The 22772-nt window shown below is 52.9% G+C and carries 23 protein-coding genes and 1 other RNA gene; 12 read left to right on the top strand and 12 right to left on the bottom strand.

Going from position 1 to position 22772, the window contains the following annotated elements; all coding sequences use genetic code 11:
• Positions 1-123: 123 nt before the first annotated feature.
• From garL to WB237_RS17935, 11 genes are all read left to right on the top strand, one after another.
• Positions 124-894 carry a 2-dehydro-3-deoxyglucarate aldolase gene (gene garL, locus WB237_RS17885; RefSeq protein ID WP_336214996.1) on the top strand — a complete coding sequence of 257 codons (771 nt, stop codon included), beginning with the start codon at positions 124-126 and terminating at the stop codon, positions 892-894.
• 21 nt (positions 895-915) lie between these two features.
• Positions 916-1806 carry a 2-hydroxy-3-oxopropionate reductase gene (garR, locus tag WB237_RS17890; protein ID WP_028017078.1) on the top strand — a complete coding sequence of 297 codons (891 nt, stop codon included), beginning with the start codon at positions 916-918 and terminating at the stop codon, positions 1804-1806.
• A 59-nt stretch (positions 1807-1865) separates the two neighbouring features.
• Positions 1866-2242, top strand: an RNA gene (rnpB, locus tag WB237_RS17895) — RNase P RNA component class A.
• Between the two features lie 665 nt (positions 2243-2907).
• A complete protein-coding gene (gene tdcA / locus WB237_RS17900) occupies positions 2908-3828 on the top strand; it encodes a transcriptional regulator TdcA (protein ID WP_028017080.1) in 921 nt (306 codons plus the stop codon).
• 116 nt (positions 3829-3944) lie between these two features.
• Positions 3945-4934, top strand: a complete 990-nt coding sequence (gene tdcB / locus WB237_RS17905) for a bifunctional threonine ammonia-lyase/L-serine ammonia-lyase TdcB (protein WP_028017081.1) — start codon at positions 3945-3947, stop codon at positions 4932-4934.
• Positions 4935-4943: 9 nt separating this feature from the next.
• Entirely contained in the window at positions 4944-6275 is a 1332-nt protein-coding gene (gene tdcC, locus WB237_RS17910) for a threonine/serine transporter TdcC (RefSeq protein WP_028017082.1), read from the top strand.
• A 30-nt stretch (positions 6276-6305) separates the two neighbouring features.
• Positions 6306-7514, top strand: coding sequence for a propionate kinase (tdcD, locus tag WB237_RS17915; RefSeq protein WP_336215002.1), 1209 nt, complete (start codon positions 6306-6308; stop codon positions 7512-7514).
• Between the two features lie 15 nt (positions 7515-7529).
• Positions 7530-9824: a formate C-acetyltransferase gene (pflB, locus tag WB237_RS17920; protein WP_336215005.1), complete on the top strand. Its 2295-nt coding sequence runs from the start codon at positions 7530-7532 to the stop codon at positions 9822-9824.
• 152 nt (positions 9825-9976) lie between these two features.
• Positions 9977-10387, top strand: a complete 411-nt coding sequence (locus tag WB237_RS17925) for a Spy/CpxP family protein refolding chaperone (protein ID WP_336215008.1) — start codon at positions 9977-9979, stop codon at positions 10385-10387.
• 261 nt (positions 10388-10648) lie between these two features.
• Positions 10649-11980 (top strand): hypothetical protein, encoded by a 1332-nt coding sequence (locus WB237_RS17930; RefSeq protein ID WP_336215010.1) that lies wholly within the window; start codon positions 10649-10651, stop codon positions 11978-11980.
• 20 nt (positions 11981-12000) lie between these two features.
• Positions 12001-13305 carry an L-cysteine desulfidase family protein gene (locus WB237_RS17935; RefSeq protein ID WP_336215013.1) on the top strand — a complete coding sequence of 435 codons (1305 nt, stop codon included), beginning with the start codon at positions 12001-12003 and terminating at the stop codon, positions 13303-13305.
• A 32-nt stretch (positions 13306-13337) separates the two neighbouring features.
• Here WB237_RS17935 and WB237_RS17940 read toward each other — a convergent pair whose 3' ends face one another.
• The gene (locus WB237_RS17940) at positions 13338-14039 is read right to left on the bottom strand and encodes a pirin family protein (protein WP_114978809.1); all 702 of its coding nucleotides are present in this window, start codon (positions 14037-14039) and stop codon (positions 13338-13340) included.
• A 104-nt stretch (positions 14040-14143) separates the two neighbouring features.
• Between WB237_RS17940 and WB237_RS17945 the strand changes: the two genes are divergently transcribed.
• On the top strand, positions 14144-15046 hold the full coding sequence (locus WB237_RS17945) for a LysR family transcriptional regulator (RefSeq protein ID WP_028017092.1): 903 nt from the start codon (positions 14144-14146) through the stop codon (positions 15044-15046).
• Between the two features lie 41 nt (positions 15047-15087).
• On the opposite strand, the gene WB237_RS17950 is transcribed toward WB237_RS17945, so the two are convergent.
• From WB237_RS17950 to WB237_RS18000, 11 genes are all read right to left on the bottom strand, one after another.
• Positions 15088-15453 carry a DUF805 domain-containing protein gene (locus WB237_RS17950; protein WP_028017093.1) on the bottom strand — a complete coding sequence of 122 codons (366 nt, stop codon included), beginning with the start codon at positions 15451-15453 and terminating at the stop codon, positions 15088-15090.
• A 107-nt stretch (positions 15454-15560) separates the two neighbouring features.
• On the bottom strand, positions 15561-16547 hold the full coding sequence (locus WB237_RS17955; protein ID WP_336215017.1) for a glutathione S-transferase family protein: 987 nt from the start codon (positions 16545-16547) through the stop codon (positions 15561-15563).
• Positions 16548-16621: 74 nt separating this feature from the next.
• On the bottom strand, positions 16622-17014 hold the full coding sequence (locus WB237_RS17960) for a DoxX family protein (protein ID WP_023309292.1): 393 nt from the start codon (positions 17012-17014) through the stop codon (positions 16622-16624).
• Between the two features lie 203 nt (positions 17015-17217).
• Positions 17218-17514, bottom strand: coding sequence for a YqjK-like family protein (locus tag WB237_RS17965; RefSeq protein ID WP_108090513.1), 297 nt, complete (start codon positions 17512-17514; stop codon positions 17218-17220).
• The gene (locus WB237_RS17970; RefSeq protein WP_336215021.1) at positions 17511-17909 is read right to left on the bottom strand and encodes a phage holin family protein; all 399 of its coding nucleotides are present in this window, start codon (positions 17907-17909) and stop codon (positions 17511-17513) included. The genes WB237_RS17965 and WB237_RS17970 overlap by 4 nt, the downstream gene beginning before the upstream one ends.
• 2 nt (positions 17910-17911) lie before the next feature.
• Positions 17912-18217, bottom strand: a complete 306-nt coding sequence (locus WB237_RS17975; protein ID WP_028017098.1) for a DUF883 family protein — start codon at positions 18215-18217, stop codon at positions 17912-17914.
• Positions 18218-18246: 29 nt separating this feature from the next.
• Positions 18247-18615 carry a DUF1090 domain-containing protein gene (locus tag WB237_RS17980; RefSeq protein ID WP_336215023.1) on the bottom strand — a complete coding sequence of 123 codons (369 nt, stop codon included), beginning with the start codon at positions 18613-18615 and terminating at the stop codon, positions 18247-18249.
• Between the two features lie 143 nt (positions 18616-18758).
• A complete protein-coding gene (gene mzrA / locus WB237_RS17985) occupies positions 18759-19133 on the bottom strand; it encodes an EnvZ/OmpR regulon moderator MzrA (RefSeq protein ID WP_129994913.1) in 375 nt (124 codons plus the stop codon).
• 2 nt (positions 19134-19135) lie between these two features.
• Positions 19136-19798, bottom strand: coding sequence for a DedA family general envelope maintenance protein YqjA (yqjA, locus tag WB237_RS17990; RefSeq protein WP_114978802.1), 663 nt, complete (start codon positions 19796-19798; stop codon positions 19136-19138).
• A 343-nt stretch (positions 19799-20141) separates the two neighbouring features.
• Entirely contained in the window at positions 20142-20918 is a 777-nt protein-coding gene (gene exuR / locus WB237_RS17995) for a transcriptional regulator ExuR (RefSeq protein WP_028017102.1), read from the bottom strand.
• A 117-nt stretch (positions 20919-21035) separates the two neighbouring features.
• A complete protein-coding gene (locus WB237_RS18000) occupies positions 21036-22334 on the bottom strand; it encodes an MFS transporter (RefSeq protein ID WP_028017103.1) in 1299 nt (432 codons plus the stop codon).
• Positions 22335-22772: the final 438 nt, after the last annotated feature.

Below are 22772 nucleotides of genomic sequence, written 5' to 3' on the forward strand. Positions count from 1 at the left end.
TCGCGGTGATATGCGGATTATACTGAATGACGATTTTATAACGCCGAAATTAAGTCAGAAAATAAATATAACGCTGGCAATAAATATACGGAATAAGGCTGCGGAATTAAAAAGGTAAACGCGATGAATAACGATATTTTCCCAAATAAGTTTAAAGCGTCCCTCGCGGCGCATCAGATCCAGATTGGTTGCTGGTCCGCGCTGGCAAATCCCATCAGCACCGAAGTGCTGGGCCTGGCTGGTTTCGACTGGCTGGTACTGGACGGTGAGCATGCGCCGAACGATATCAATACGTTTATTCCGCAGTTGATGGCACTCAAAGGTAGCCAGAGCGCGCCGGTGGTGCGTGTGCCAACCAACGAACCGGTGATCATCAAACGTCTGCTGGATATCGGCTTCTACAACTTCCTGATCCCGTTTGTGGAAACGAAAGAAGAGGCAGCGCGGGCCGTAGCCTCAACGCGCTATCCCCCGGAAGGGATCCGCGGTGTATCCGTTTCGCATCGCGCCAATATGTTTGGCACCGTGCCGGACTACTTCGCGCAGTCCAATAACAACATCAGCATCCTGGTACAGATTGAGAGCCAGCAGGGTGTTGATAACGTCGACGCCATTGCTGCCACACACGGCGTCGACGGCATCTTTGTTGGTCCGAGTGACCTGGCTGCGGCGTTGGGACATCTGGGTAATGCGGGTCACCCGGACGTACAGCACGCCATTCAACACATCTTTGCCCGCGCCAAAGCCCATGGCAAACCGTGCGGCATGCTGGCACCGGTTGAAGCTGACGCTCGTCGTTATCTGGAATGGGGCGCCACCTTTGTGGCTGTCGGCAGTGACCTCGGCGTATTCCGCTCAGCCACGCAGAAATTAGCGGACGCTTTTAAAAAATAACCATCATTGAGGAAACAGATTATGACGCTGAAAGTCGGTTTTATTGGCCTGGGGATCATGGGTAAACCAATGAGTAAGAACCTCATCAAAGCGGGTTACTCACTGGTGGTTTCAGACCATAATCCGCAAGCTGTGGCTGAGGTCATTGCTGCGGGTGCCGAAACGGCCACCACAGCCAGAGCCATTGCTGAGCAGTGCGATGTCATCATCACCATGCTGCCAAACTCTCCGCATGTAAAAGAGGTCGCTCTGGGTGAGAATGGCATTATCGACGGTGCGAAGCCAGGTCTGGTACTGATTGATATGAGCTCTATTGCCCCCCTCGCAAGCCGTGAAATCAGCGAAGCGTTGAAAGCGAAAGGCGTCGATATGCTGGATGCACCGGTCAGCGGTGGTGAACCGAAAGCGATCGACGGCACGCTGTCGGTGATGGTCGGCGGAGATAAAGCGATCTTCGACAAATACTACGATCTGATGAAAGCGATGGCTGGCTCTGTGGTTCACACCGGTGACATCGGGGCGGGTAACGTGACCAAGCTGGCAAATCAGGTGATTGTGGCGCTGAATATCGCTGCGATGTCCGAAGCGCTGACGCTGGCAACCAAAGCGGGCGTCAACCCGGACCTGGTCTACCAGGCAATCCGTGGCGGTCTGGCGGGGAGTACCGTGCTGGATGCCAAAGCACCGATGGTGATGGATCGTAACTTCAAACCTGGTTTCCGCATCGACCTGCATATTAAAGATCTGGCAAACGCACTGGATACGTCTCACGGTGTCGGGGCGCAACTGCCGCTGACCGCCACCGTGATGGAAATGATGCAGGCCCTGCGTGCCGATGGCATGGGGACGGCCGACCACAGTGCCATTGCGTGCTACTACGAAAAACTGGCGAAGGTAGAAGTCGCCCGTTAATAACATCTTGCCCACACCTGAGGGTGACAGCGGCGCGCAAACCCTCTATACTGCGCGCCGAAGCTGACCAGACAGTCGCCGCTTCGTCGTCGTCCCCTTCGGGGGAGACGGGCGGAGGGGAGGAAAGTCCGGGCTCCATAGGGCAGGGTGCCAGGTAACGCCTGGGGGGGAAACCCACGACCAGTGCAACAGAGAGCAAACCGCCGATGGCCCGCGAAAGCGGGATCAGGTAAGGGTGAAAGGGTGCGGTAAGAGCGCACCGCGCGGCTGGTAACAGTCCGTGGCACGGTAAACTCCACCCGGAGCAAGGCCAAATAGGGGTTCACATGGTACGGCCCGTACTGAACCCGGGTAGGCTGCTTGAGCCAGTGAGCGATTGCTGGCCTAGATGAATGACTGTCCACGACAGAACCCGGCTTATCGGTCAGCTTCAACTTCTTTTAAAACCCCGCTTCGGCGGGGTTTTTGCTTTCTGCACCATCCTGGTCATGTTAACAAATGACATCAATTCTCAAAATTGCGACGCTAAGCACATTTCACTATTTTGTTGCTCAATAACTCAATCCTGGCTCGGTAGAGGATCTCAATCACAAAATTTCACGCTAAAAAATGCTGAATTTCCAGTGTTATGGGTTTGTTATGAATGTCGTCATTATGATCTCTAATGTTTTCTGATTTGATATGCGTATTTTGAAATCAAATACATTTACCCCGTGAATATGTGATGCATTCCACTCTTTTTCAGTAACCTGAAAATTCAGCCCTGAAAAATTTGATAAATTGAAAGAATGTTATAACCAAATAATGGTTATTAATTGCCCTTTAATTGCCTGAAAGATAGCCTTTATTGATTTTTTTAGACCAAAGAAATTTATCAGGGTTATCGCCATAAAATAAATTTATTACCGCTATTTTTGTTGATCAATATCAGCGTATTGACGTATTTTGTTTTTGTTAACTCATTGATAATTAAGTTATTTAATGGCGTTTTGTACGGAGGGTTAGCGGTCCTGAAAAGCAAATTGTGAGTAACAGCACATACCCCTTTAAACAATATTGAGTAGAATCCACCCCGTCATAGGGAAATAAGCGCAGAATATTATGAACACTATTATTCTACCGAAAACACAGCACCTCGTGGTATTTCAGGAAGTCATTAAAAGTGGCTCCATAGGTTCTGCAGCAAGACAACTGGGTCTGACACAACCAGCGGTCAGCAAAATCATCAGCGATATCGAATCCTACTTCGGTGTTGAAGTGATGGTGCGTAAAAACACTGGCGTAAAACTGACTGCTGCAGGCCAGGTTCTGCTCTCATACTCAGAGTCGATCACGCGTGAGATGAAAAACATGGTGAGCGAGATCAACAGCCTGAGTTTCAGCACTGTTATGGATGTCTCCTTTGGCTATCCGTCTCTGATCGGCTTTACCTTCCTTTCCGAAATGATCAAAAAATTCAAGGAAGTGTTCCCGAAAGCACGTGTTTCCATGTATGAAGCGCAGCTGTCATCATTCCTCCCGGCCATTCGTGACGGTCGACTGGATTTCGCCATCGGGACGCTGAGCGATGAGATGCTTCTGCAGGATCTGCACGTTGAACCGCTGTTTGAGTCCGAGTTTGTGCTCGTCGCCAGTAAAACACGAACGTGCACCGGTTCGACAACACTGGCATCACTCACACATGAGCAGTGGGTGATGCCGCAAACCGATATGGGCTACTACAAAGAACTCCTGACCACCCTGCAAGACAATCACATCAGCATTGAAAACATCGTCCAGACCGATTCCGTTGTCACCATTTATAACCTTGTGCTGAATGCCGATTATTTGACGGTCATTCCCCGCGACATGATTGCTCCGTTCGGCTCCGATCAGTTTATTGTCCTGCCAGTGGAAGATGAATTACCCGTGGCGCGTTATGCCGCCGTGTGGTCGAAAAATTACAGAATTAAAAAATCAGCGTCAGTATTAGTGGAACTGGCAAAACAATATGCTTCACTCACCAGTGAAAGACGACGATGATTTAATAAAATCCAGATAAGCATTAAACCTGTTTTAAAGCACCCAGAGTTTGTTTTATTCATGCTCTGATACCCTGACTTTGCCCGAAAAGAATGAATTATTATAACGAGGAAATTATGCACATTACCTACGATCTCCCGGTAACCATTGAAGATATTCAGGACGCCAGAAAACGACTGGCAGGTAAAATATATAAAACCGGCATGCCCCGTTCGAATTATCTCAGTGAACGTTGTAAGGGCGAAATATTCCTGAAGTTTGAGAACATGCAGCGTACCGGTTCGTTTAAGATCCGTGGTGCGTTTAACAAATTAAGCTCGCTGACCGACGCTGAAAAACGCAAAGGGGTTGTCGCCTGCTCCGCGGGAAACCATGCGCAGGGGGTGTCCCTTTCCTGCGCCATGCTCGGCATCGACGGCAAAGTTGTGATGCCAATGGGCGCGCCGAAATCCAAAGTGGCCGCGACGCGCGACTACTCGGCGGAAGTGGTGCTGCACGGTGATAATTTCAACGACACTATCGCTAAAGTCAGCGAAATCGTTGAGATGGAAGGGCGTATTTTTATTCCGCCTTACGACGATCCGAAAGTGATTGCCGGCCAGGGCACCATCGGACTGGAAATTCTCGAAGATTTGTACGACGTGGATAACGTGATTGTCCCTATCGGCGGCGGCGGATTAATTGCCGGGATTGCGACAGCGATTAAATCCATTAACCCGACGATTAATATTATCGGCGTACAGTCTGAAAACGTTCACGGAATGGCGGCCTCCTGGCAGGCCGGAGAGATTATAAATCATCGCGTCACCGGTACATTAGCCGACGGTTGCGATGTTTCTCGCCCGGGTAAATTAACCTTCGAAATTGTTCGTGAATTAGTCGATGACATTGTGCTGGTCAGTGAAGATGATATTCGTAACAGCATGATAGCCCTTATTCAGCGAAATAAAGTGGTGACAGAAGGCGCTGGCGCGCTGGCCTGTGCCGCGTTATTAAGCGGCAAACTTGACCACTATATTCAGGGTCGTAAAACCGTCTGCATTATTTCCGGCGGCAATATCGACCTCTCTCGTGTTTCCCAAATTACCGGCTTCGTTGACGCATAAAGGTGACCTATGAGCAACACAGAAAGCATTATCGTTGGTCAGACAAAGACGTCCTCCTGGCGTAAGTCTGATACCACCTGGACCCTGGGCCTGTTTGGTACCGCTATTGGCGCAGGCGTGCTGTTCTTCCCTATCCGCGCAGGCTTTGGTGGGTTGATCCCCATCCTGCTGATGCTGGTTCTTGCGTTCCCGATTGCGTTTTACTGCCACCGCGCGCTGGCGCGTCTCTGTCTGTCCGGCAGCAACGTCTCCGGCAACATCACCGAAACGGTGGAAGAGCATTTCGGTAAGACCGGCGGGGTGGTCATCACTTTCCTATACTTCTTCGCCATTTGTCCGCTGCTGTGGATTTACGGTGTCACCATTACTAACACCTTTATGACTTTCTGGGAAAACCAGCTCCAGCTGCCTGCGCTGAACCGCGGCGTGGTGGCGCTGTTCCTGCTGCTGTTGATGGCTTTTGTTATCTGGTTCGGTAAAGACCTGATGGTGAAGGTCATGAGCTTCCTGGTGTTTCCGTTTATCGCCAGTCTGGTGCTGATCTCCCTGTCGCTGATCCCTTACTGGAACTCAGCGGTTATCGACCAGGTCAACCTGAGCGACATCGCTTTCACCGGTCATGACGGCATTCTGGTCACGGTGTGGTTGGGGATCTCCATCATGGTTTTCTCCTTTAACTTCTCGCCGATTGTCTCTTCATTCGTAGTCTCCAAACGCGAAGAGTACGAACCGGAGTTCGGTAAAGAGTTTACCGAGCAGAAATGCTCCAAAATTATCGGCCGCGCCAGCATGCTGATGGTCGCCGTGGTGATGTTCTTCGCCTTTAGCTGCCTGTTTACGCTCTCTCCGCAGAACATGGCGGATGCCAAAGCGCAGAACATTCCGGTGCTTTCATACCTGGCGAACCACTTCGCCTCCATGTCGGGAACCAAATCGACGTTTGCTACGGTGCTGGAATACGGTGCTTCCATCATTGCGCTGGTCGCTATCTTCAAATCTTTCTTCGGTCACTACCTGGGCACGCTGGAAGGGCTGAACGGTCTGATCCTCAAGTTCGGTTACAAGGGTGATAAGAAGAAAGTCTCCGTAGGCAAGCTGAACACCATCAGCATGGTATTCATCATGGGCTCTACCTGGGTTGTGGCTTACGCCAACCCGAACATTCTCGACCTTATCGAAGCCATGGGTGCGCCAATCATTGCCTCTCTGCTGTGTCTGTTGCCGATGTATGCCATCCGCAAAGCACCGGCTATGGCGAAATTTAAGGGCAGACCCGAGAACATCTTCGTTACCGTTGTGGGCCTGCTGACCATTCTGAATATCGTTTACAAACTGTTCTAAATCATTGCTCAGGAAGAGCGGAGTAACACCATGATTGAGTTTCCGGTTGTACTGGTTATTAACTGCGGTTCGTCCTCTGTTAAGTTTTCGGTGCTCGATGCCAGCAGCTGTGATGCCCTGATGACGGGGATTGCAGATGGCATCAACACTGAAAAAGCCTTTATTTCCGTGAATGGGGGTGAGCCAGCCACACTGGCTCACCATGACTACGAAGGGGCGTTGGCTGCCATCGCCCTGGAACTGGAGAAGCGTAACCTGATGAGCAGCGTGGCCTTGATTGGCCATCGTATTGCTCATGGCGGTGACCTCTTCAGCGAGTCGACCCTGATTACGGATAAGGTGATTGAGCAGATCCGTCAGGTTTCTCCCCTGGCACCACTGCATAACTACGCCAATCTCAGCGGTGTAGAAGCCGCTGAACGCCTGTTCCCGGGCATACAGCAGGTTGCAGTGTTCGATACCAGCTTCCATCAGACGCTGCCGCCGCAGGCCTATCTGTATGGCTTGCCGTACCGCTATTTTGAAGCGTTGGGCGTGCGTCGCTACGGCTTCCATGGCACTTCTCATCGCTATGTGGCCGGGCAGGCACATACGCTTCTCGGGCTGTCCCCCGATGACAGCGGCCTGGTGATTGCTCATCTCGGCAACGGGGCGTCCATCTGCGCGGTGCGCAACGGTGAAAGCGTCGACACGTCCATGGGGATGACGCCGCTGGAAGGGCTGGTGATGGGTACGCGCTGTGGCGATGTGGATTTTGGCGCAATGGCGTGGATTGCCCAGCAGACGGGTCAGTCATTCGAGGATCTGGAGCGGGTGGTAAACAAAGAGTCCGGTCTGCTGGGGATCTCCGGGATTTCCTCAGATCTGCGGGCGCTGGAAAAAGCCTGGCACGAGGGCAATGAACGGGCGCAACTGGCAATACACACTTTTGTACACCGCATCGCGCGGCATATCGCGGGTCACGCAGCGTCGCTGCATCGTCTGGATGGCGTGGTGTTCACCGGCGGTATTGGCGAGAACTCCAGATTGATCCGTGCGCTGGTGGCCGACCATCTCAAGGTCTTTGGTATCACCCTAGACGAGGCTAAAAACGCCCTGCCGGGCAGCGCGGGTGAGCGCGTCATTAGCACCGATTCGTCCCGCGTGGTCTGCGCGGTGATCCCTACCAATGAAGAAAAAATGATCGCGCTGGATGCCCTCCGTCTTGGGAAGGTGACTCCGGCTGCGGCTTACGCCTGATAAAGCGAGAATCAAATGAAAGTGACAATTGATACAGGCGTCGCGCCATACAGCGACGCATGGGCCGGGTTTCGCGGTGAAGAATGGAAAAACGCCGTCAACGTGCGCGATTTTATTCAGCATAACTACACCCCTTATGAAGGCGATGAAGCTTTCCTCGCGCAGGCGACGCCAGCAACGACGGCGCTCTGGCAGAAGGTAATGGTCGGCATTCGCCAGGAGAATGCCACCCATGCCCCGGTGGATTTTGATACTAACATCGCCACCACAATTACCGCGCATGGGCCTGGCTATATCGACCAGGATCTGGAGACCATTGTCGGCCTGCAGACTGACAAACCGCTCAAACGCGCCCTGCATCCGTATGGCGGGATCAACATGATCCGCAGCTCGTTCGAAGCCTATGGCCGCGAAATGGATCCGCAGTTTGAATACCTGTTTACCGACCTGCGTAAAACCCACAACCAGGGGGTGTTTGACGTCTATTCGCCGGAGATGATGCGCTGCCGTAAGTCCGGCGTGTTGACTGGTTTGCCGGACGGCTACGGACGCGGACGCATCATCGGTGACTATCGTCGCGTGGCGCTGTACGGGATCGCTTATCTGGTGCGCGAGCGCGAACTTCAGTTTGCGGATCTGCAGGGTAGGCTGGAGCGCGGCGAAGATCTGGAGGCGACGATCCGCCTGCGCGAAGAGCTGGCGGAACACAAGCGTGCGCTGCTGCAGATCCAGCAGATGGCGGCGAACTATGGCTTTGATATTTCTCGTCCGGCGATGAATGCCCAGGAAGCTGTGCAGTGGGTTTACTTTGCCTACCTGGCGGCGGTGAAATCTCAAAATGGCGGGGCGATGTCGCTGGGGCGTACGGCCTCGTTCCTCGATATTTATATTGAACGTGACATGCAGGCCGGGCGTCTGAATGAGGTCCAGGCACAGGAGTTGATCGACCACTTCATCATGAAGATCCGCATGGTGCGTTTTCTGCGTACGCCGGAGTTCGATACGCTCTTCTCTGGCGATCCGATCTGGGCGACGGAAGTGATCGGCGGCATGGGGCTGGATGGGCGCACGCTGGTGACCAAAAACAGCTTCCGCTATTTACACACCCTGCACACCATGGGACCAGCGCCGGAGCCAAACCTGACGATCCTCTGGTCTGAAAAATTGCCGATTGCGTTCAAGAAATATGCCGCGCAGGTGTCGATCGTCACCTCGTCGCTGCAGTATGAGAACGACGACCTGATGCGGGCCGACTTCAACAGTGACGACTACGCGATAGCCTGCTGCGTCAGCCCGATGGTGATCGGCAAGCAGATGCAGTTCTTTGGCGCCCGCGCCAACCTGGCGAAAACGCTGCTGTACGCAATCAACGGCGGGATGGATGAGAAACTGAAGATCCTGGTGGGCCCGAAAACCGAGCCGTTGCTGGATGAAGTGTTGGATTACGATACCGTGATGGCGAGCCTCGATCACTTTATGGACTGGCTGGCGGTGCAGTACATCAGCGCGCTGAATCTCATTCACTACATGCATGATAAGTACAGCTACGAAGCCTCGCTGATGGCACTGCACGACCGGGACGTATACCGCACCATGGCCTGCGGCATTGCCGGCCTGTCGGTAGCGGCGGACTCCCTGTCGGCCATTAAATATGCCACGGTGAAACCGGTGCGTGACCATACCGGTCTGGCGGTTGATTTCGTGATTGAAGGTGATTACCCGCAGTACGGCAACAATGACGACCGCGTGGACAGTATTGCCTGTGATCTGGTCGAGCGCTTTATGAAGAAAATCCAGGCGTTGCCAACCTACCGAAATGCGGTACCGACCCAGTCGATCCTCACCATCACTTCTAACGTGGTGTACGGCCAGAAGACCGGGAACACGCCGGATGGACGCCGCGGCGGCACGCCGTTTGCGCCTGGCGCGAACCCGATGCACGGCCGCGACAGAAAAGGAGCGGTGGCTTCGTTAACGTCGGTTGCTAAGCTACCGTTCACCTATGCGAAAGACGGCATCTCCTATACCTTCTCGATTGTGCCGCAGGCGCTGGGTAAGGACGAACTGGTGCGCAAAACCAACCTGGTGGGGCTACTGGACGGCTACTTCCACCACGAAGCGGCTATCGAAGGCGGGCAGCATCTGAACGTCAACGTCATGAACCGGGAAATGCTCCTGGATGCCATTGCGCATCCGGAGAATTACCCAAACCTGACGATTCGCGTTTCAGGGTATGCAGTACGCTTTAATGCGCTGACGCGGGAGCAGCAGCAGGATGTGATTTCGCGAACGTTCACTCAGTCAATCTGACGAAATGAGCCTTCATGCCCCCTTCCTGACAGGGGGCATTTTTTTGCCCGCTAAACATACAAAATTGTTTATATAATTATTCACACATATTCATCCGCTCTTGAAAAACAATGCCCCTGCTTTTCCCTATAACAGAATGTAAGGACAGTAAGATGATGAAAATGACCCGTATTGCTTTGGTTGCAGTATCGCTGGCAGCATGCAGTTTTACGGCGCAGGCCGCTAACGTGGAAGCTGCTCCGTCACCGTCACAGGATCCACTGGTACAACACCTTAAGCTCAGCAACGAGCAGGTTAAGAAGATTGAAGATCTGCATAAGCAGCTGGAACAAAATGTCAGTAAGATCCCGATGACGGGCGTGAAGGACGGTGCGCTGATCGACATGTTCCAGGCGGGTAAATGGGACGAAAGCACAGTGAAAAGCCAGCTTACCGCATTCAGCAAAATTGAAGAGCAGACCCGTTACTACCGCGTGAAATATTACTTCGATGTCAGCCAGGTTCTGACGCCGGAACAGCGTAAACAGATTAGAACCGATATGGCGAATGCGCTGGCAAACTGATTTCGTACCCGCGCCTGGCGCGGGTTTTTATCTCTTGATCGCCATCACTTTTAGAAAATTAATGACCTTTCTCTTAATTGAGGAGTAAATTTTCCTTTCGATTCAGTAAATCCTCATAAAACTTGTGACTTTTTTCTCCCTCTCTCCAGATATGATCTTTCCACACCAATAACACACACCTGCAGCTGTCTGAATCGCAATCGCTGGCGATCAGAACCCTATAAAAACAACTGTTTACCCTACAAAATAAGCGAGTGCCCAATGGATACGGCAACAAACAGCAGTGTGATTGTGAATGATTCCCCGGCGGCAAAGCGGGCGGGAATGCGTGAAAGCGAATGGCAAGAGGCGATTAAATTCGACAGCACCGACACAGGTTGGGTCATCATGAGTATCGGGATGGCTATCGGTGCGGGGATTGTTTTTCTCCCGGTACAGGTAGGATTAATGGGGCTGTGGGTCTTTTTACTTTCCTCGATTATTGGTTATCCGGCCATGTATCTGTTCCAGCGTCTGTTTATTAATACGCTGGCCGAATCCCCGGAATGCAAAGATTACCCGAGCGTCATTAGCGGTTATTTAGGTAAAAACTGGGGCATCTTATTAGGCGCGCTCTATTTCGTGATGCTGGTGATCTGGATGTTTGTCTATTCCACGGCCATCACCAACGACAGCGCCTCGTATTTACATACCTTTGGTGTCACAGACACTCTGCTCTCGGAAAACCCGTTCTATGGTTTATTCCTGATCTGCATTCTGGTCGCCATTTCATCGCGCGGTGAACAGTTGCTGTTTAAAGTATCCAGCCTGATGGTGCTGACCAAATTATTCGTGGTTGCCGCGCTGGGTCTGTCAATGATTGGTCTTTGGCATTTAGCCAATGTCGGCATGCTGCCACCAATGGGCCTGCTGATTAAAAACGCCATTATTACGCTGCCCTTTACCCTAACGTCGATTCTCTTTATTCAGACCTTAAGCCCGATGGTCATCTCCTATCGTTCGCGGGAAAAATCGGTTGAGGTGGCGCGGCACAAAGCATTACGGGCAATGAATATTGCTTTTGGCGTGCTGTTTGTGACGGTCTTTTTCTATGCTGTCTCCTTCACGCTGGCAATGGGCCACGATGAGGCGGTAAAAGCTTACGAACAGAATATTTCTGCCCTGGCGATCGCGGCGCAGTTTATCAGTGGTGATGGTGCAGGCTGGGTCAAGATTGTCAGCGTGATCCTGAATATCTTTGCTGTAATGACCGCATTCTTCGGGGTCTATCTCGGCTTTCGCGAAGCTACGCAGGGTATCGTGATGAACATCCTGCGCCGCAAATTACCGGCAGAAAAAATCAATGAAAACTACGTTCAGCGCGGCATTATGCTGTTCGCTATCCTGCTGGCCTGGAGCGCAATTGTATTAAACGCGCCGGTGTTGAGTTTCACCTCTATTTGTAGCCCCATCTTCGGCATGGTGGGCTGCCTAATCCCTGCATGGCTGGTCTACAAAGTTCCGGCGCTGCATAAATATAAAGGCGTATCGCTGGTGATCATTGTCATCACCGGGTTGCTGCTTTGTGTTTCTCCTTTCCTCGCATTCTCCTGAGGGTAAATAAGGTCGTAACGATGTCTGAGCAAACTCAAATTTTATGGAAGCAATTTATTCGCACGGTGCAGGAAGAAGTTAAACCTGCACTTGGGTGTACCGAACCGGTGTCTCTGGCGTTGGCCTGCGCGATTGCTGCGTCGCATCTGCCGGGTGACGTCACGCAGATTGAGGCGTGGGTATCACCGAATCTGATGAAAAACGGGCTTGGCGTGACGGTGCCGGGCACCGGCATGGTCGGGTTACCCATTGCGGCCGCACTGGGGGCCATTGGTGGTAACGCGCAGGCCGGGCTGGAGGTGTTGAAAGATATCACTGCCGATGCGCTGTCACGTGCTAAAGCTCTGCTGGATGCAGGTCAAGTGCAGGTGAAACTGCAGGCGCCGTGCGATGAGATTCTTTACTCCAGAGCCTGCGTTTACGCCGGGAATTCCTCGGCAATGGTGACTATCGCCGGTGGACATACGCGAGTAGTGGAGGTGGTTTGCCAGGGGACAACGCGTTTTGCGCTTGACGATCGGCAAGGCGAGGTGAGTGACGATCCGCTGGCGGTGCTGTCAAACACTACGCTGTCGCAGATCCTTGAGTTTGTGGAACACGTTCCGTTTGAGGCTATCCGTTTTATCCTGGAGGCCGGAAAGTTGAATGATACCCTCTCCCGTGAAGGGCTCAGCGGGAAGTGGGGGCTGCACATTGGCGCAACACTCAATAAACAGCGCTCGCGTGGGTGGATGGCGCAGGATCTGGGGTCGGACATTGTTATCCGCACCAGCGCGGCCTCTGACGCCAGGATGGGCGGTGCGACGCTACCTGCGATGAGCAATTCAGGATCCGGGAATCAGGGGATCACTGCTACCCTGCCGGTAGTGGTCGTCGCTGAACACGTTCAGGCTGATGACGAACGACTCGCACGAGCCCTGATGTTGTCACATCTTTCGGCAATCTACATTCATTCCCAGCTTCCACGTTTGTCGGCACTGTGTGCGGCCACTACGGCAGCGATGGGGGCTGCGGCAGGAATGGCCTGGCTGTTGGGCGGAAGCTACCAGACTATCTCAATGGCAATTGGCAGTATGATCGGTGACGTCAGCGGGATGATCTGCGATGGGGCGTCTAACAGCTGCGCCATGAAGGTTTCTACCAGCGTGGCAAGTAGCTGGAAAGCGGTGATGATGGCGCTGGATGATTCTGCTGTGACGGGAAATGAAGGGATCGTGGAGCATGATGTAGAGCAGTCAATAGCGAACTTGTGCGCGCTGGCGTGCCGCTCAATGCAGGCAACGGATCAGCAAATTATTGAGATTATGGCGAGCAAAGTGTCGTGAATTTTCCCCCCTCTCTCCAGAGGGGGAATATATTATACCGGCAAATCAATCAACAGCGCGCGCAGTGGTGTATCAGCAACCAGCGTGATATTTGCTTCATCACGAATAAACGCCCCGTCACCACAGGTGAGCGCTTCTTTCTCTTCCGTGTGCGTCACCGCATGCACCGTGCCGTGAATTGACTGCAGATAGGCGCGCGGGCCATGCAGCTGAAAGCTTGCCTGTTCGCCTTTCTTCAGTTCAATGTGATGCAGCCATACCTGCTGACGCAGTTGCAGGCTGCCTTTGCTACCGTCCGGGGAGGCAATCAGCTGCTGCTTATCGCCCGTCAGGTCAACCTTCTGTACCGGTGGATTTTCCCGCTCCGGACAGGCATCGAGCCAGAGTTGCATACGGGTCAGCGTCTTCTCTTTGCTGAGGTTATGCTCGCTGTAGCTGATGCCTGGCTGCGTGGAAATCAACAACGCTTCGCCAGCCTTTGCCTGGACATGATTGCCCTCGCTATCGCGGTATTCTGCCTCGCCTTCCAGGATCAGGTTCAGGATATCGACTTTCGGGTACGTTCGCGGCTGGAAGGCGCTGCCCGGGGCGAGCACTTCCTGATTTAACACGCGCAATGAAGCGTAACCGAGGAGTTTCGGGTCAAAGTAGTGTCCAAAGGAAAAGGTGTAGCGGGCCTGCAGCCAACCGAAATCGGCTTGTCCGCACTGTTTAGCTGTTCTTGTCGTAATCATAAACTTGACCTCTCTTTACACTAAAACAATGGTAAAGGTATGGACGCTTCATTGTTAGCCAGATATTCTGCCGGGTATGTTCAAATTTCCTGAATGAGAACGAGATGGCTAAAGAGAGAGCATTGACGCTTGAGGCGCTTCGCGTCATGGATGCAATTGACCGACGTGGCAGTTTTGCGGCGGCGGCAGATGAACTGGGGCGCGTTCCGTCTGCGCTAAGCTACACCATGCAGAAGCTGGAGGAAGAGCTGGACGTGGTGCTGTTTGACCGCTCCGGTCATCGAACAAAATTCACCAACGTTGGGCGGATGCTGCTGGAGCGCGGTCGGGTCCTGCTGGAAGCGGCGGATAAGCTGACGACGGATGCCGAAGCACTGGCACGAGGCTGGGAAACCCATCTGACGCTGGTCACCGAAGCACTGGTCCCCACCGAAGCACTGTTTCCGCTGGTGGACCGCCTCGCAGATAAGGCGAATACCCAGCTGTCGATCATTACTGAGGTACTGGCAGGTGCTTGGGAGCGTCTGGAGACGGGCAGGGCGGATATCGTTATTGCCCCGGACATGCACTTCCGTTCCTCGTCGGAAATCAACTCCCGCAAGCTCTACAGCGTGATGAACGTCTATGTCGCTGCACCCAATCACCCGATCCATCAGGAGCCTGAGCCGCTCTCTGAAGTGACGCGCGTGAAGTATCGCGGCGTGGCGGTAGCGGATACCGCACGTGAACGTCCGGTGCTAACGGTGCAACTGCTGGATAAACAACCTCGTTTGACGGTGACTTCACTGGAAGATAAACGGCAGGCGCTGCTGGCTGGCCTGGGCGTGGCGACCATGCCGTACCCGTTTGTCGAAAAAGACATTGCAGAAGGGCGGCTGCGCGTTGTCAGCCCGGAATATAGCCACGAGGTGGATATCATTATGGCGTGGCGTCGCGATAGCATGGGCGAAGCCAAATCATGGTGTTTACGCGAAATCCCGAAGCTTTTCGCTCATTATAATAAATAGATCTGTAGGCCCGGTAAGCGTAAGCGCCACCGGGCATTGAATCAGGCATTGAGTTTAGGGTCGGCACCAAAGCGGTTTTCGCCTGGCGTGCCGCTCTGACAGTTGAAGATCAAGATGACAATCCAGCCCACAACCGGGATCAACAGCAGCAATAGCCACCACGCTGAACGATCGGTATCGTGTAGTCGGCGGAACTGTACGGCCCAGGAGGGCAACAGAATAAATATGCCGTAAATGGAGGTGAGAACACCTTCCCCGCTTGCCCGCTCCCAACCCAGAATTTTATCCACAATCCCCAGCACCAGGATGAGGATGAAGTTCACCAGAACGAACATCCAGTACTCTTTACGGCGCGCACGGCCACCAAATCCAATGTAGTTACGCAGTACTTTTAAATACCAGTCCATTTTTCCCTGCCTCTGTAATCGGTCAATCACTTGTTTTCTAAGCGATCGAGATAAGGATAGATGGAGATTGTGAATTAAAAAAGGGCATCTATTGATGCCCCTAATATTTAGCGGAAACGGACGTCACGACCGTGCGGCTCATTCAGATCCTGCCACGGGCCAATGGAGATAATGCCCGTTGGGTTGATGGTCTTATGGCTGCGGTAGTAGTGGGTGCGAATGTGGTCAAAATCGACCGTTTCGGCAATACCCGGTGTCTGGTAGATGTCACGCAGAAAACCATACAGGTTCAGGTAGTCACTGATGCGGTGCTTGTCGCATTTAAAGTGGGTGACATACACCGGATCAAAGCGCACGAGGGTAGTCCACAGACGAATATCCGCTTCCGTCAGTTGGTTGCCCGTCAGATAGCGATGCTGACCGAGGAGCTGTTCCAGACGCGCCAGCGATTCAAACACTTTCCCGACTGCTTCGTCATATGCTTCCTGACTGGTGGCAAAACCGGCCTTGTAGACACCGTTATTGACGTTGTCGTAAATCCAGCTGTTCAGCTCATCAATTTTCTCACGCAGTTCAACCGGGTAATAATCTCCGGCGCGAGCGCCATGGGCATCAAACGCGGTGTTGAACATGCGGATAATCTCCGCAGACTCGTTGCTGACGATTGTCTGGTTTTTCTTGTCCCACAATACCGGAACGGTAACGCGCCCGGTGTAGTGCGGATCGGCACGCAGATACAGTTGGTACAGGAAATCGTGGTGATAGAGATCGTCCCCCGTTGCTGCAGGGAAATCGGCGTCAAACGTCCAGCCATTTTCCAGCATCAGCGGGTTCACCACCGAAACGGGAATTAACGTCTCAAGACCTTTGAGCTTGCGTACAATCAGCGTGCGGTGCGCCCACGGACAGGCGAGTGAAACATAAAGATGGTAACGATCTTTCTCGGCCGCAAAACCGCCTTCTCCGCTCGGGCCTGGGGCACCATCGGCAGTCAGCCAGTTACGGAAGGCGGAAACTGAGCGCTTGAAGCGGCCTCCGGTAGATTTGGTGTCATACCAGACATCCTGCCAGATGCCGTCTACGAGTTGTCCCATTTTTTTCTCCTCCGTCAGATAGCAAAAGCGAGGAGATATCCCCTCGCTTTGTGTTCATTCAGTATAGCGTGTGCTTACCATTTCTTGTTCAGAACGCGGTCGATGCTGTATGCGCCCGGGCCAGTGACGGCCAGCAGCAGGAAGCCACCCGCGATGGTCAGGTTTTTCATGAACATCAGAGAGTTCACGCCTTCCGCAAAGTTGCTGTGGAAGATAAACGCTGTCAGCACGGTAAAGCCTGCGGTAAACAACGCGGTGGTACGGGTCAGGAAGCCGAACAGCACTGCCAGACCGCCGCCGAACTCAAGCAAAATGGTCAGTGGCAGCAGGAACCCCGGCACGCCCATGGCTTCCATATACTGCTGGGTACCCGCATAACCGGTGATTTTGCCCCAACCTGCAACGATGAACAGAATTGGCATCAGAATACGCGCGACCAGTACACCAACATCTTCTAATTTTTTCATTTTACTCTCCAGGAAACCACATGAGCGGCTGAACATTATTTGTCTGCAATTCCGCGTAGATACCGCGGCGTTGCTGTCGATGGAGAGGATAATAAACGGGGCGGGTGGTAATTGTTAGCAAGGAAAACTGTCAATCTTTTTCAAAGATATTGAGGAAGGGTGGGGGATTTTGCCGGGTGGCGCAGCGCCACCCGGCGAGAAGGCTACCGCAACTGCTGCTGGCGCAGCGTTGCTTTCACCAGACGCCAGGCGCTCCAGACTCCAAAGCCCCGACGTGTCCAGCGAATGAGCTTACTTGGGTGACGAACGCCCCAGATAGCCATAATGCTGGTGCCGACCAGCGCCCAGGAACGAACGTTCAGGAAGGTATTCCAGCCGCGATCGAGCGGACGCGTTGCCTCGATCCAGTCGCGGCGGCTGGCTGACAGATCCAGCCTCTGCTGTTGGATCTGGCTTAACAGAAACGCTTTACGTTTCTGGCGCTCGGCTTTGTCGCTCACGGCTTATCATCCTCCAGCAGGGTGCGATCGTTAGCCAGCTCCTGGCGCGTATGACGCAGGAAAGTGGATTTGCGTGCTTTACGCAGTGTCCATACCCCGCCAATCAACGCTGCCAGCAGCAGGACGACGGTGGTGGCAATCATCGCGTTAAGACGATACTGCGGGTCAATAGCCCAGATGATGAGTACCATCAGGCTCATCAGGCCGAACGCAGCGAAGAGCATGGTCAGCCCGAGCATCAGCAGCATCTGGAAGAGGTTTGCTTTCTCCTCTTCCAGTTCAACGACGGCCAGCCGGACGCGGGTTTCGGCGATGGCGACCAGCGTGGTTAAAATACGCTGGCCGATGCCGAGGACGTTTTTAGCAGGCCCTTGTGCGTGACGAGGATCTTCCATAATCAACGACGCGTGAGCAGGACACCCAGCACCACACCTACCGCGGCACCAATACCTACGCCCGTCCAGGGATTATCCCGAACATATTCATCAGCACGAGCAGCGGCTTCGCGGGTTTGCTTCGCCAGCGCGTCACCCGTTTCACCCAGACGGTGGCGGCTCTCTTTCAGGGCTTGTTCCGCTTTGCTACGCAGCTTGCTGACTTCTTCCTTAGATTTATCTGCGGAGGAGTTCAGCACCTCTTCCAGAGTGTCAGCCAGGGATTTCAGTTCAGCGCGCAGATTTTCAGACGTCGTATCTTTTGACATGATTTTCTCCTGTTGAGATTTCCGTTAACTCAATAATCGCGAGCTTCCAGCGCTTTCAGGTCATCCTGCGCTTCTTTCAACTTCTTCTCGCGCTTAGCAATTTTTTCCGCATCCCCTTTCTCTTTCGCTTCCTGCAGATCACGACGGCGCTCGGCTATCTCGTCCTTCTGTTCAGCGATTTTTTTCTGGTGGTCGGCACGAAGTTTGCTGTCTGAACAGTTTGTTTTCACTTCGCTCAGTGCTTTTTTAAGACCCTCAACACGGTGCTGATTGTTATGCTTTTCGGCATAACCGATCTCACGCTGAATATCCTGTTCTTTCTCCTGACAGAGAGAAGTTGCGAAGGACGCTGTGCTTAAAGAAAAAAGTGCCAGAGCAAGAGTAATGCGGAATTTCATTATCGAAACCTTCCATTGTGTTGCGGCGTAAGCCGCTATCCAAAGTTATGCGGAGAACATTTGAGGGGTGCTCCGCGTACTTAAGCATAGTAAGTAAACGGGGGATTCACCAAAGTGAGTGAAAAGATTCGGAATCCTGGAAATTATCCAAGCCGATGCGACGTATCACGAATCAATGATAACCAGGCTGTAGGCTGGCTGTCATCTTCCTGCTGGGCAATGATATATCCTTGCGGCAACGTTCGGTCGAGAACCACTTTTGCGGCGGCGCTTTGCGCACGGGAATCAAACGTGATCAGTAAAACATCATCCTTCGGGGTGATGCTCTTAAAGCGGATCCCGTTCGCATCCAGATGATGCCAGACAGAAAAACCATCTGGCACGCTGGCACCCTGAGTAACCGGACGAATGGCCAGCGTAGACTCCTGATGCGAAAGCGCGCTCCAGACCAGAAGCATGGCACTAACAAGCACCAGGGCGATCAGGGCGTACGCACAACGACGCAGGGAGATAACCATTGTTAGCTCCTGGCTCCGTATTTTTTCTTCCACAGGACAACCAGTGAACCAATCAGACCGAAGACCAGCAGAACAACGGGCAGCAGCATCAGGCACGACATCAGCTGATCTTCATACTTCATGAAGACGGGGGTTTTACCCAGCGCATAACCCAGCGTTGTCAGGATCAGAACCCATAGCAGACCGCTCATCCAGTTAAAGAACTGGAAACGTGTGCTGCTCAATCCGGAAAGACCTGCAATGGTTGGCAACAGAGTGCGTACAAAGGCGATAAAGCGGCCAATCAGCAGCGCGGAGAGCCCGTGCTTATGGAAAAGGTGGTGCGCTCGCTGGTGATAATGGGCAGGAAGATGAGAGAGCCAGTTCTGCACGAGCCGGGTATTGCCCAGCCATCGTCCCTGGATGTAACTCACCCAGCAGCCGAGGCTTGCGGCGACGGTCAGAAGAAAAATGGTTTGTGGAAACGCCATTGCCCCTTTGGCGCACAGTACGCCGACAAGCACCAGCAAACTGTCACCGGGTAAAAAGGCGGCAGGCAGCAAACCGTTCTCAAGGAACAGGATCATAAACAAGACAAAATAGAGCATGCCAATCATGGAAGGGTTGGCCAGCGTTTCAAAATCCTGCGCCCAGAGGGCATGCAGTAGTTGGGTCAAAAGTTCCATTCAGTGTTCCTGGAAATCGGTTAACGTCACGCCTGTTATCCGGGACAAACAGCACGGCGACATTGTAGTGATTTCATTATGGTCGCTCGCGGACACATTGCGGTGTGGCCAACACTGTTCCCTGTTAATTGGCTGGTTAGCAAGCACTAACTTACAAAATAAGGAATTGAATCCAATTGTAACAAAGCCCAACGGTCTGCGTCACAGAATTTGCGGGGTGGGATGATTTTGGCGTAAGCCCAGGAAGTGAGCGAGGGGATTTACAAAGGCTGACACTATATATGTTTTGCTTACCCACGTAAGCCGGAAGGCGCAACGAAGCGCCTGCCAGCGAAAAGGTGATCTATTTTGCGGCACTGGATGCCGTATCGAGATGAACGACGGGATTATCGGCAAAAAGATAGCGGTCAGCGTTAAATTCAAAGTCGTCGCTGGTTTCATTGAACAGCATCAGCTTCGTATTTTCCAGGTGCTGCCACATCGCCAGTTTAGCGGCATGAGGATCTTTACGAATCAGCGCCTTAAGGATTTGATCGTGATCGTCACACCAGTTGTCGACAGTACGGGAATCGATATGGTCGTGAAGTTTCTTCCAGTACGGATTGTGAACACGCTGAGTCCACATTTTCTCAACGATTGCCGCCAGCGCCGTATTTTGAGTTGCCAGGGCGACCTGAACATGGAATTGCAGATCCCACTCTGAATCCCGGAAACATTTTTCCTTACGGGCATTCTCCTGGATTTCCATCAACTTCATGATGTCCTGCTTGGTCACCTGCGTCGCGGCGAATTCCGCAATATTGCTTTCGATCAGCTGGCGAGCCTGGAGTAGCTCAAACGGACCATAGCTGGCGAACTCCAGACTTTCGTCTGCGACCGGAGAGTGTTTCGGCTGATTAGAAATCACATGAATACCGGAACCTTTGCGCACTTCAACATACCCTTCCACTTCCAGCATGATAATCGCTTCGCGGACAACGGTACGGCTCACGCTTTTTTCATCAGCGATGAAGCGCTCGGCGGGGAGTTTATCACCGACAAGATAGACACCTTGCTCGATACGATCTTTCAGCTCGGCAGCAAGTTGCTGATATAAACGACGTGGTTCGGTGATTTCCATATGCGCTCCAGGCAGGGTACGGCGGATGATTTGTTATACCACTTTTACGTGCCAGTCTCCAGATTTCGCCATGAAAAAAGCCGCCCGAAGGCGGCTTCTTTGATGCGAGATTTTTTACTAACTTTGTGTTGCCGGATTCCCAAGGGACTCTTTCGCCAGCTCCTCGGCAGACTTACTTTTCAGTACCGTCCAGATAACCACCGCACCCATCAGGTCGAAAATAGCCAGTACGGCGAACAGCGGGCTGAAGCCGATGGTATCTGCCAGCGCACCCACCACCAGTGCGAACATCGTACTTGCGGTCCAGGCTGCCATACCGGTCAGGCCGTTTGCCGTAGCGACTTCGTTACGACCGAAGACGTCAGAGGAAAGCGTAATCAGCGCACCGGACAGTGACTGGTGAGCAAAACCACCAATACACAGCAGGGCGATAGCGACATATGGGCTGGTGAACAGACCGATCATGCCCGGGCCAATCATCAGCAGCGCACCCATGGTCACGACCATTTTACGGGAAACAATCAGGTTCACGCCAAACCAGCGCTGGAACAGCGGTGGCAGGTAACCCCCCACGATACAGCCCAGGTCAGCAAACAGCATCGGCATCCAGGCGAACATCGCGATCTCTTTCAGGTTAAAGCCGTAGACTTTGAACATGAACAGCGGGATCCACGCGTTAAAGGTCCCCCAGGCCGGTTCAGCCAGGAAACGTGGCAGGGCGATCCCCCAGAACTGACGGGTGCCCAGGATCTGCCAGACAGACATTTTTTTGCCGTTGTTGGTCTGATGCTGCGCTTCCTGACCACCAATAATGTAGTCACGCTCTTCTTCAGACAGTTTTTTCTGATCGCGCGGATGCTTATAGAAAACCAGCCACGCCATTGCCCAGGCAAAACTCAGCACGCCAGAAATGATGAACGCCATTTGCCAGCTGTGCATCACGATAGCCCACACCACCAGCGGTGGCGCAATCATCGCACCGATGGACGAACCCACGTTGAAGTAACCGACCGCAATGGAACGCTCTTTCGCCGGGAACCACTCGGAGCTGGCTTTCAGCCCAGCGGGGATCATCGCGGCTTCTGCCGCACCGACCGCACCACGCGCTACTGCCAAACCACCCCAACTGCCTGCCAGCGCGGTTGCACCGCAGAACACCGCCCAGGCGATAGCGAAGAAGGCATAACCGATTTTGGTACCGAGAATATCCAGCACATAGCCAGCAACAGGCTGCATGATGGTATAAGCCGCGGAGTATGCGGCAATGATGTAGGAGTATTGCTGCGTGGAAATATGCAGCTCTTCCATCAACGTTGGCGCTGCAGCTGCCACGGTGTTACGCGTCAGGTAGCCCAGCACGGTGCCTAACGTCACCAGTGCGATCATATACCAACGTAACCCTTTAATTTTACGCATCTAAAACCTCATCGTTATGTTATTTCCGCGCCAGAGGACGGCAACCTCTCAACCGTTTCCGGGAGCTGTTGTGTAACGGGAGGGGCGTAGCCGGGAGAATGTCCCGGAACGGCCCGAACCTTGCCATAAGTAAGCGTGCATAAGTCGGTATCCGTACCGTTAAACCCGATGCCTCTCACATCGGTAATGCATTCCGTCGGCTGAGTGTTTGCGACGGCGAAAAAGATAACTTGTCATACAACTTCAAAAGGTGAGTGACATCACAAATGTATGATTCTTTGTAGGGACATTATCTGTTGCGTGCAAAGCTAGTTCTGGCGCGGCCTGGAGAAGGGTTTACTCCATTTAGGGTAATTTATTTGTTGACGTTTATTGATCTCACTCACGAAAAAAGCTTCGGTTGATGGAAATTGGTGTGATAACTTTGCAGCATATGAA

Source organism: Enterobacter sp. P82, from assembly GCF_037053385.1.
Lineage (GTDB): Bacteria > Pseudomonadota > Gammaproteobacteria > Enterobacterales > Enterobacteriaceae > Enterobacter.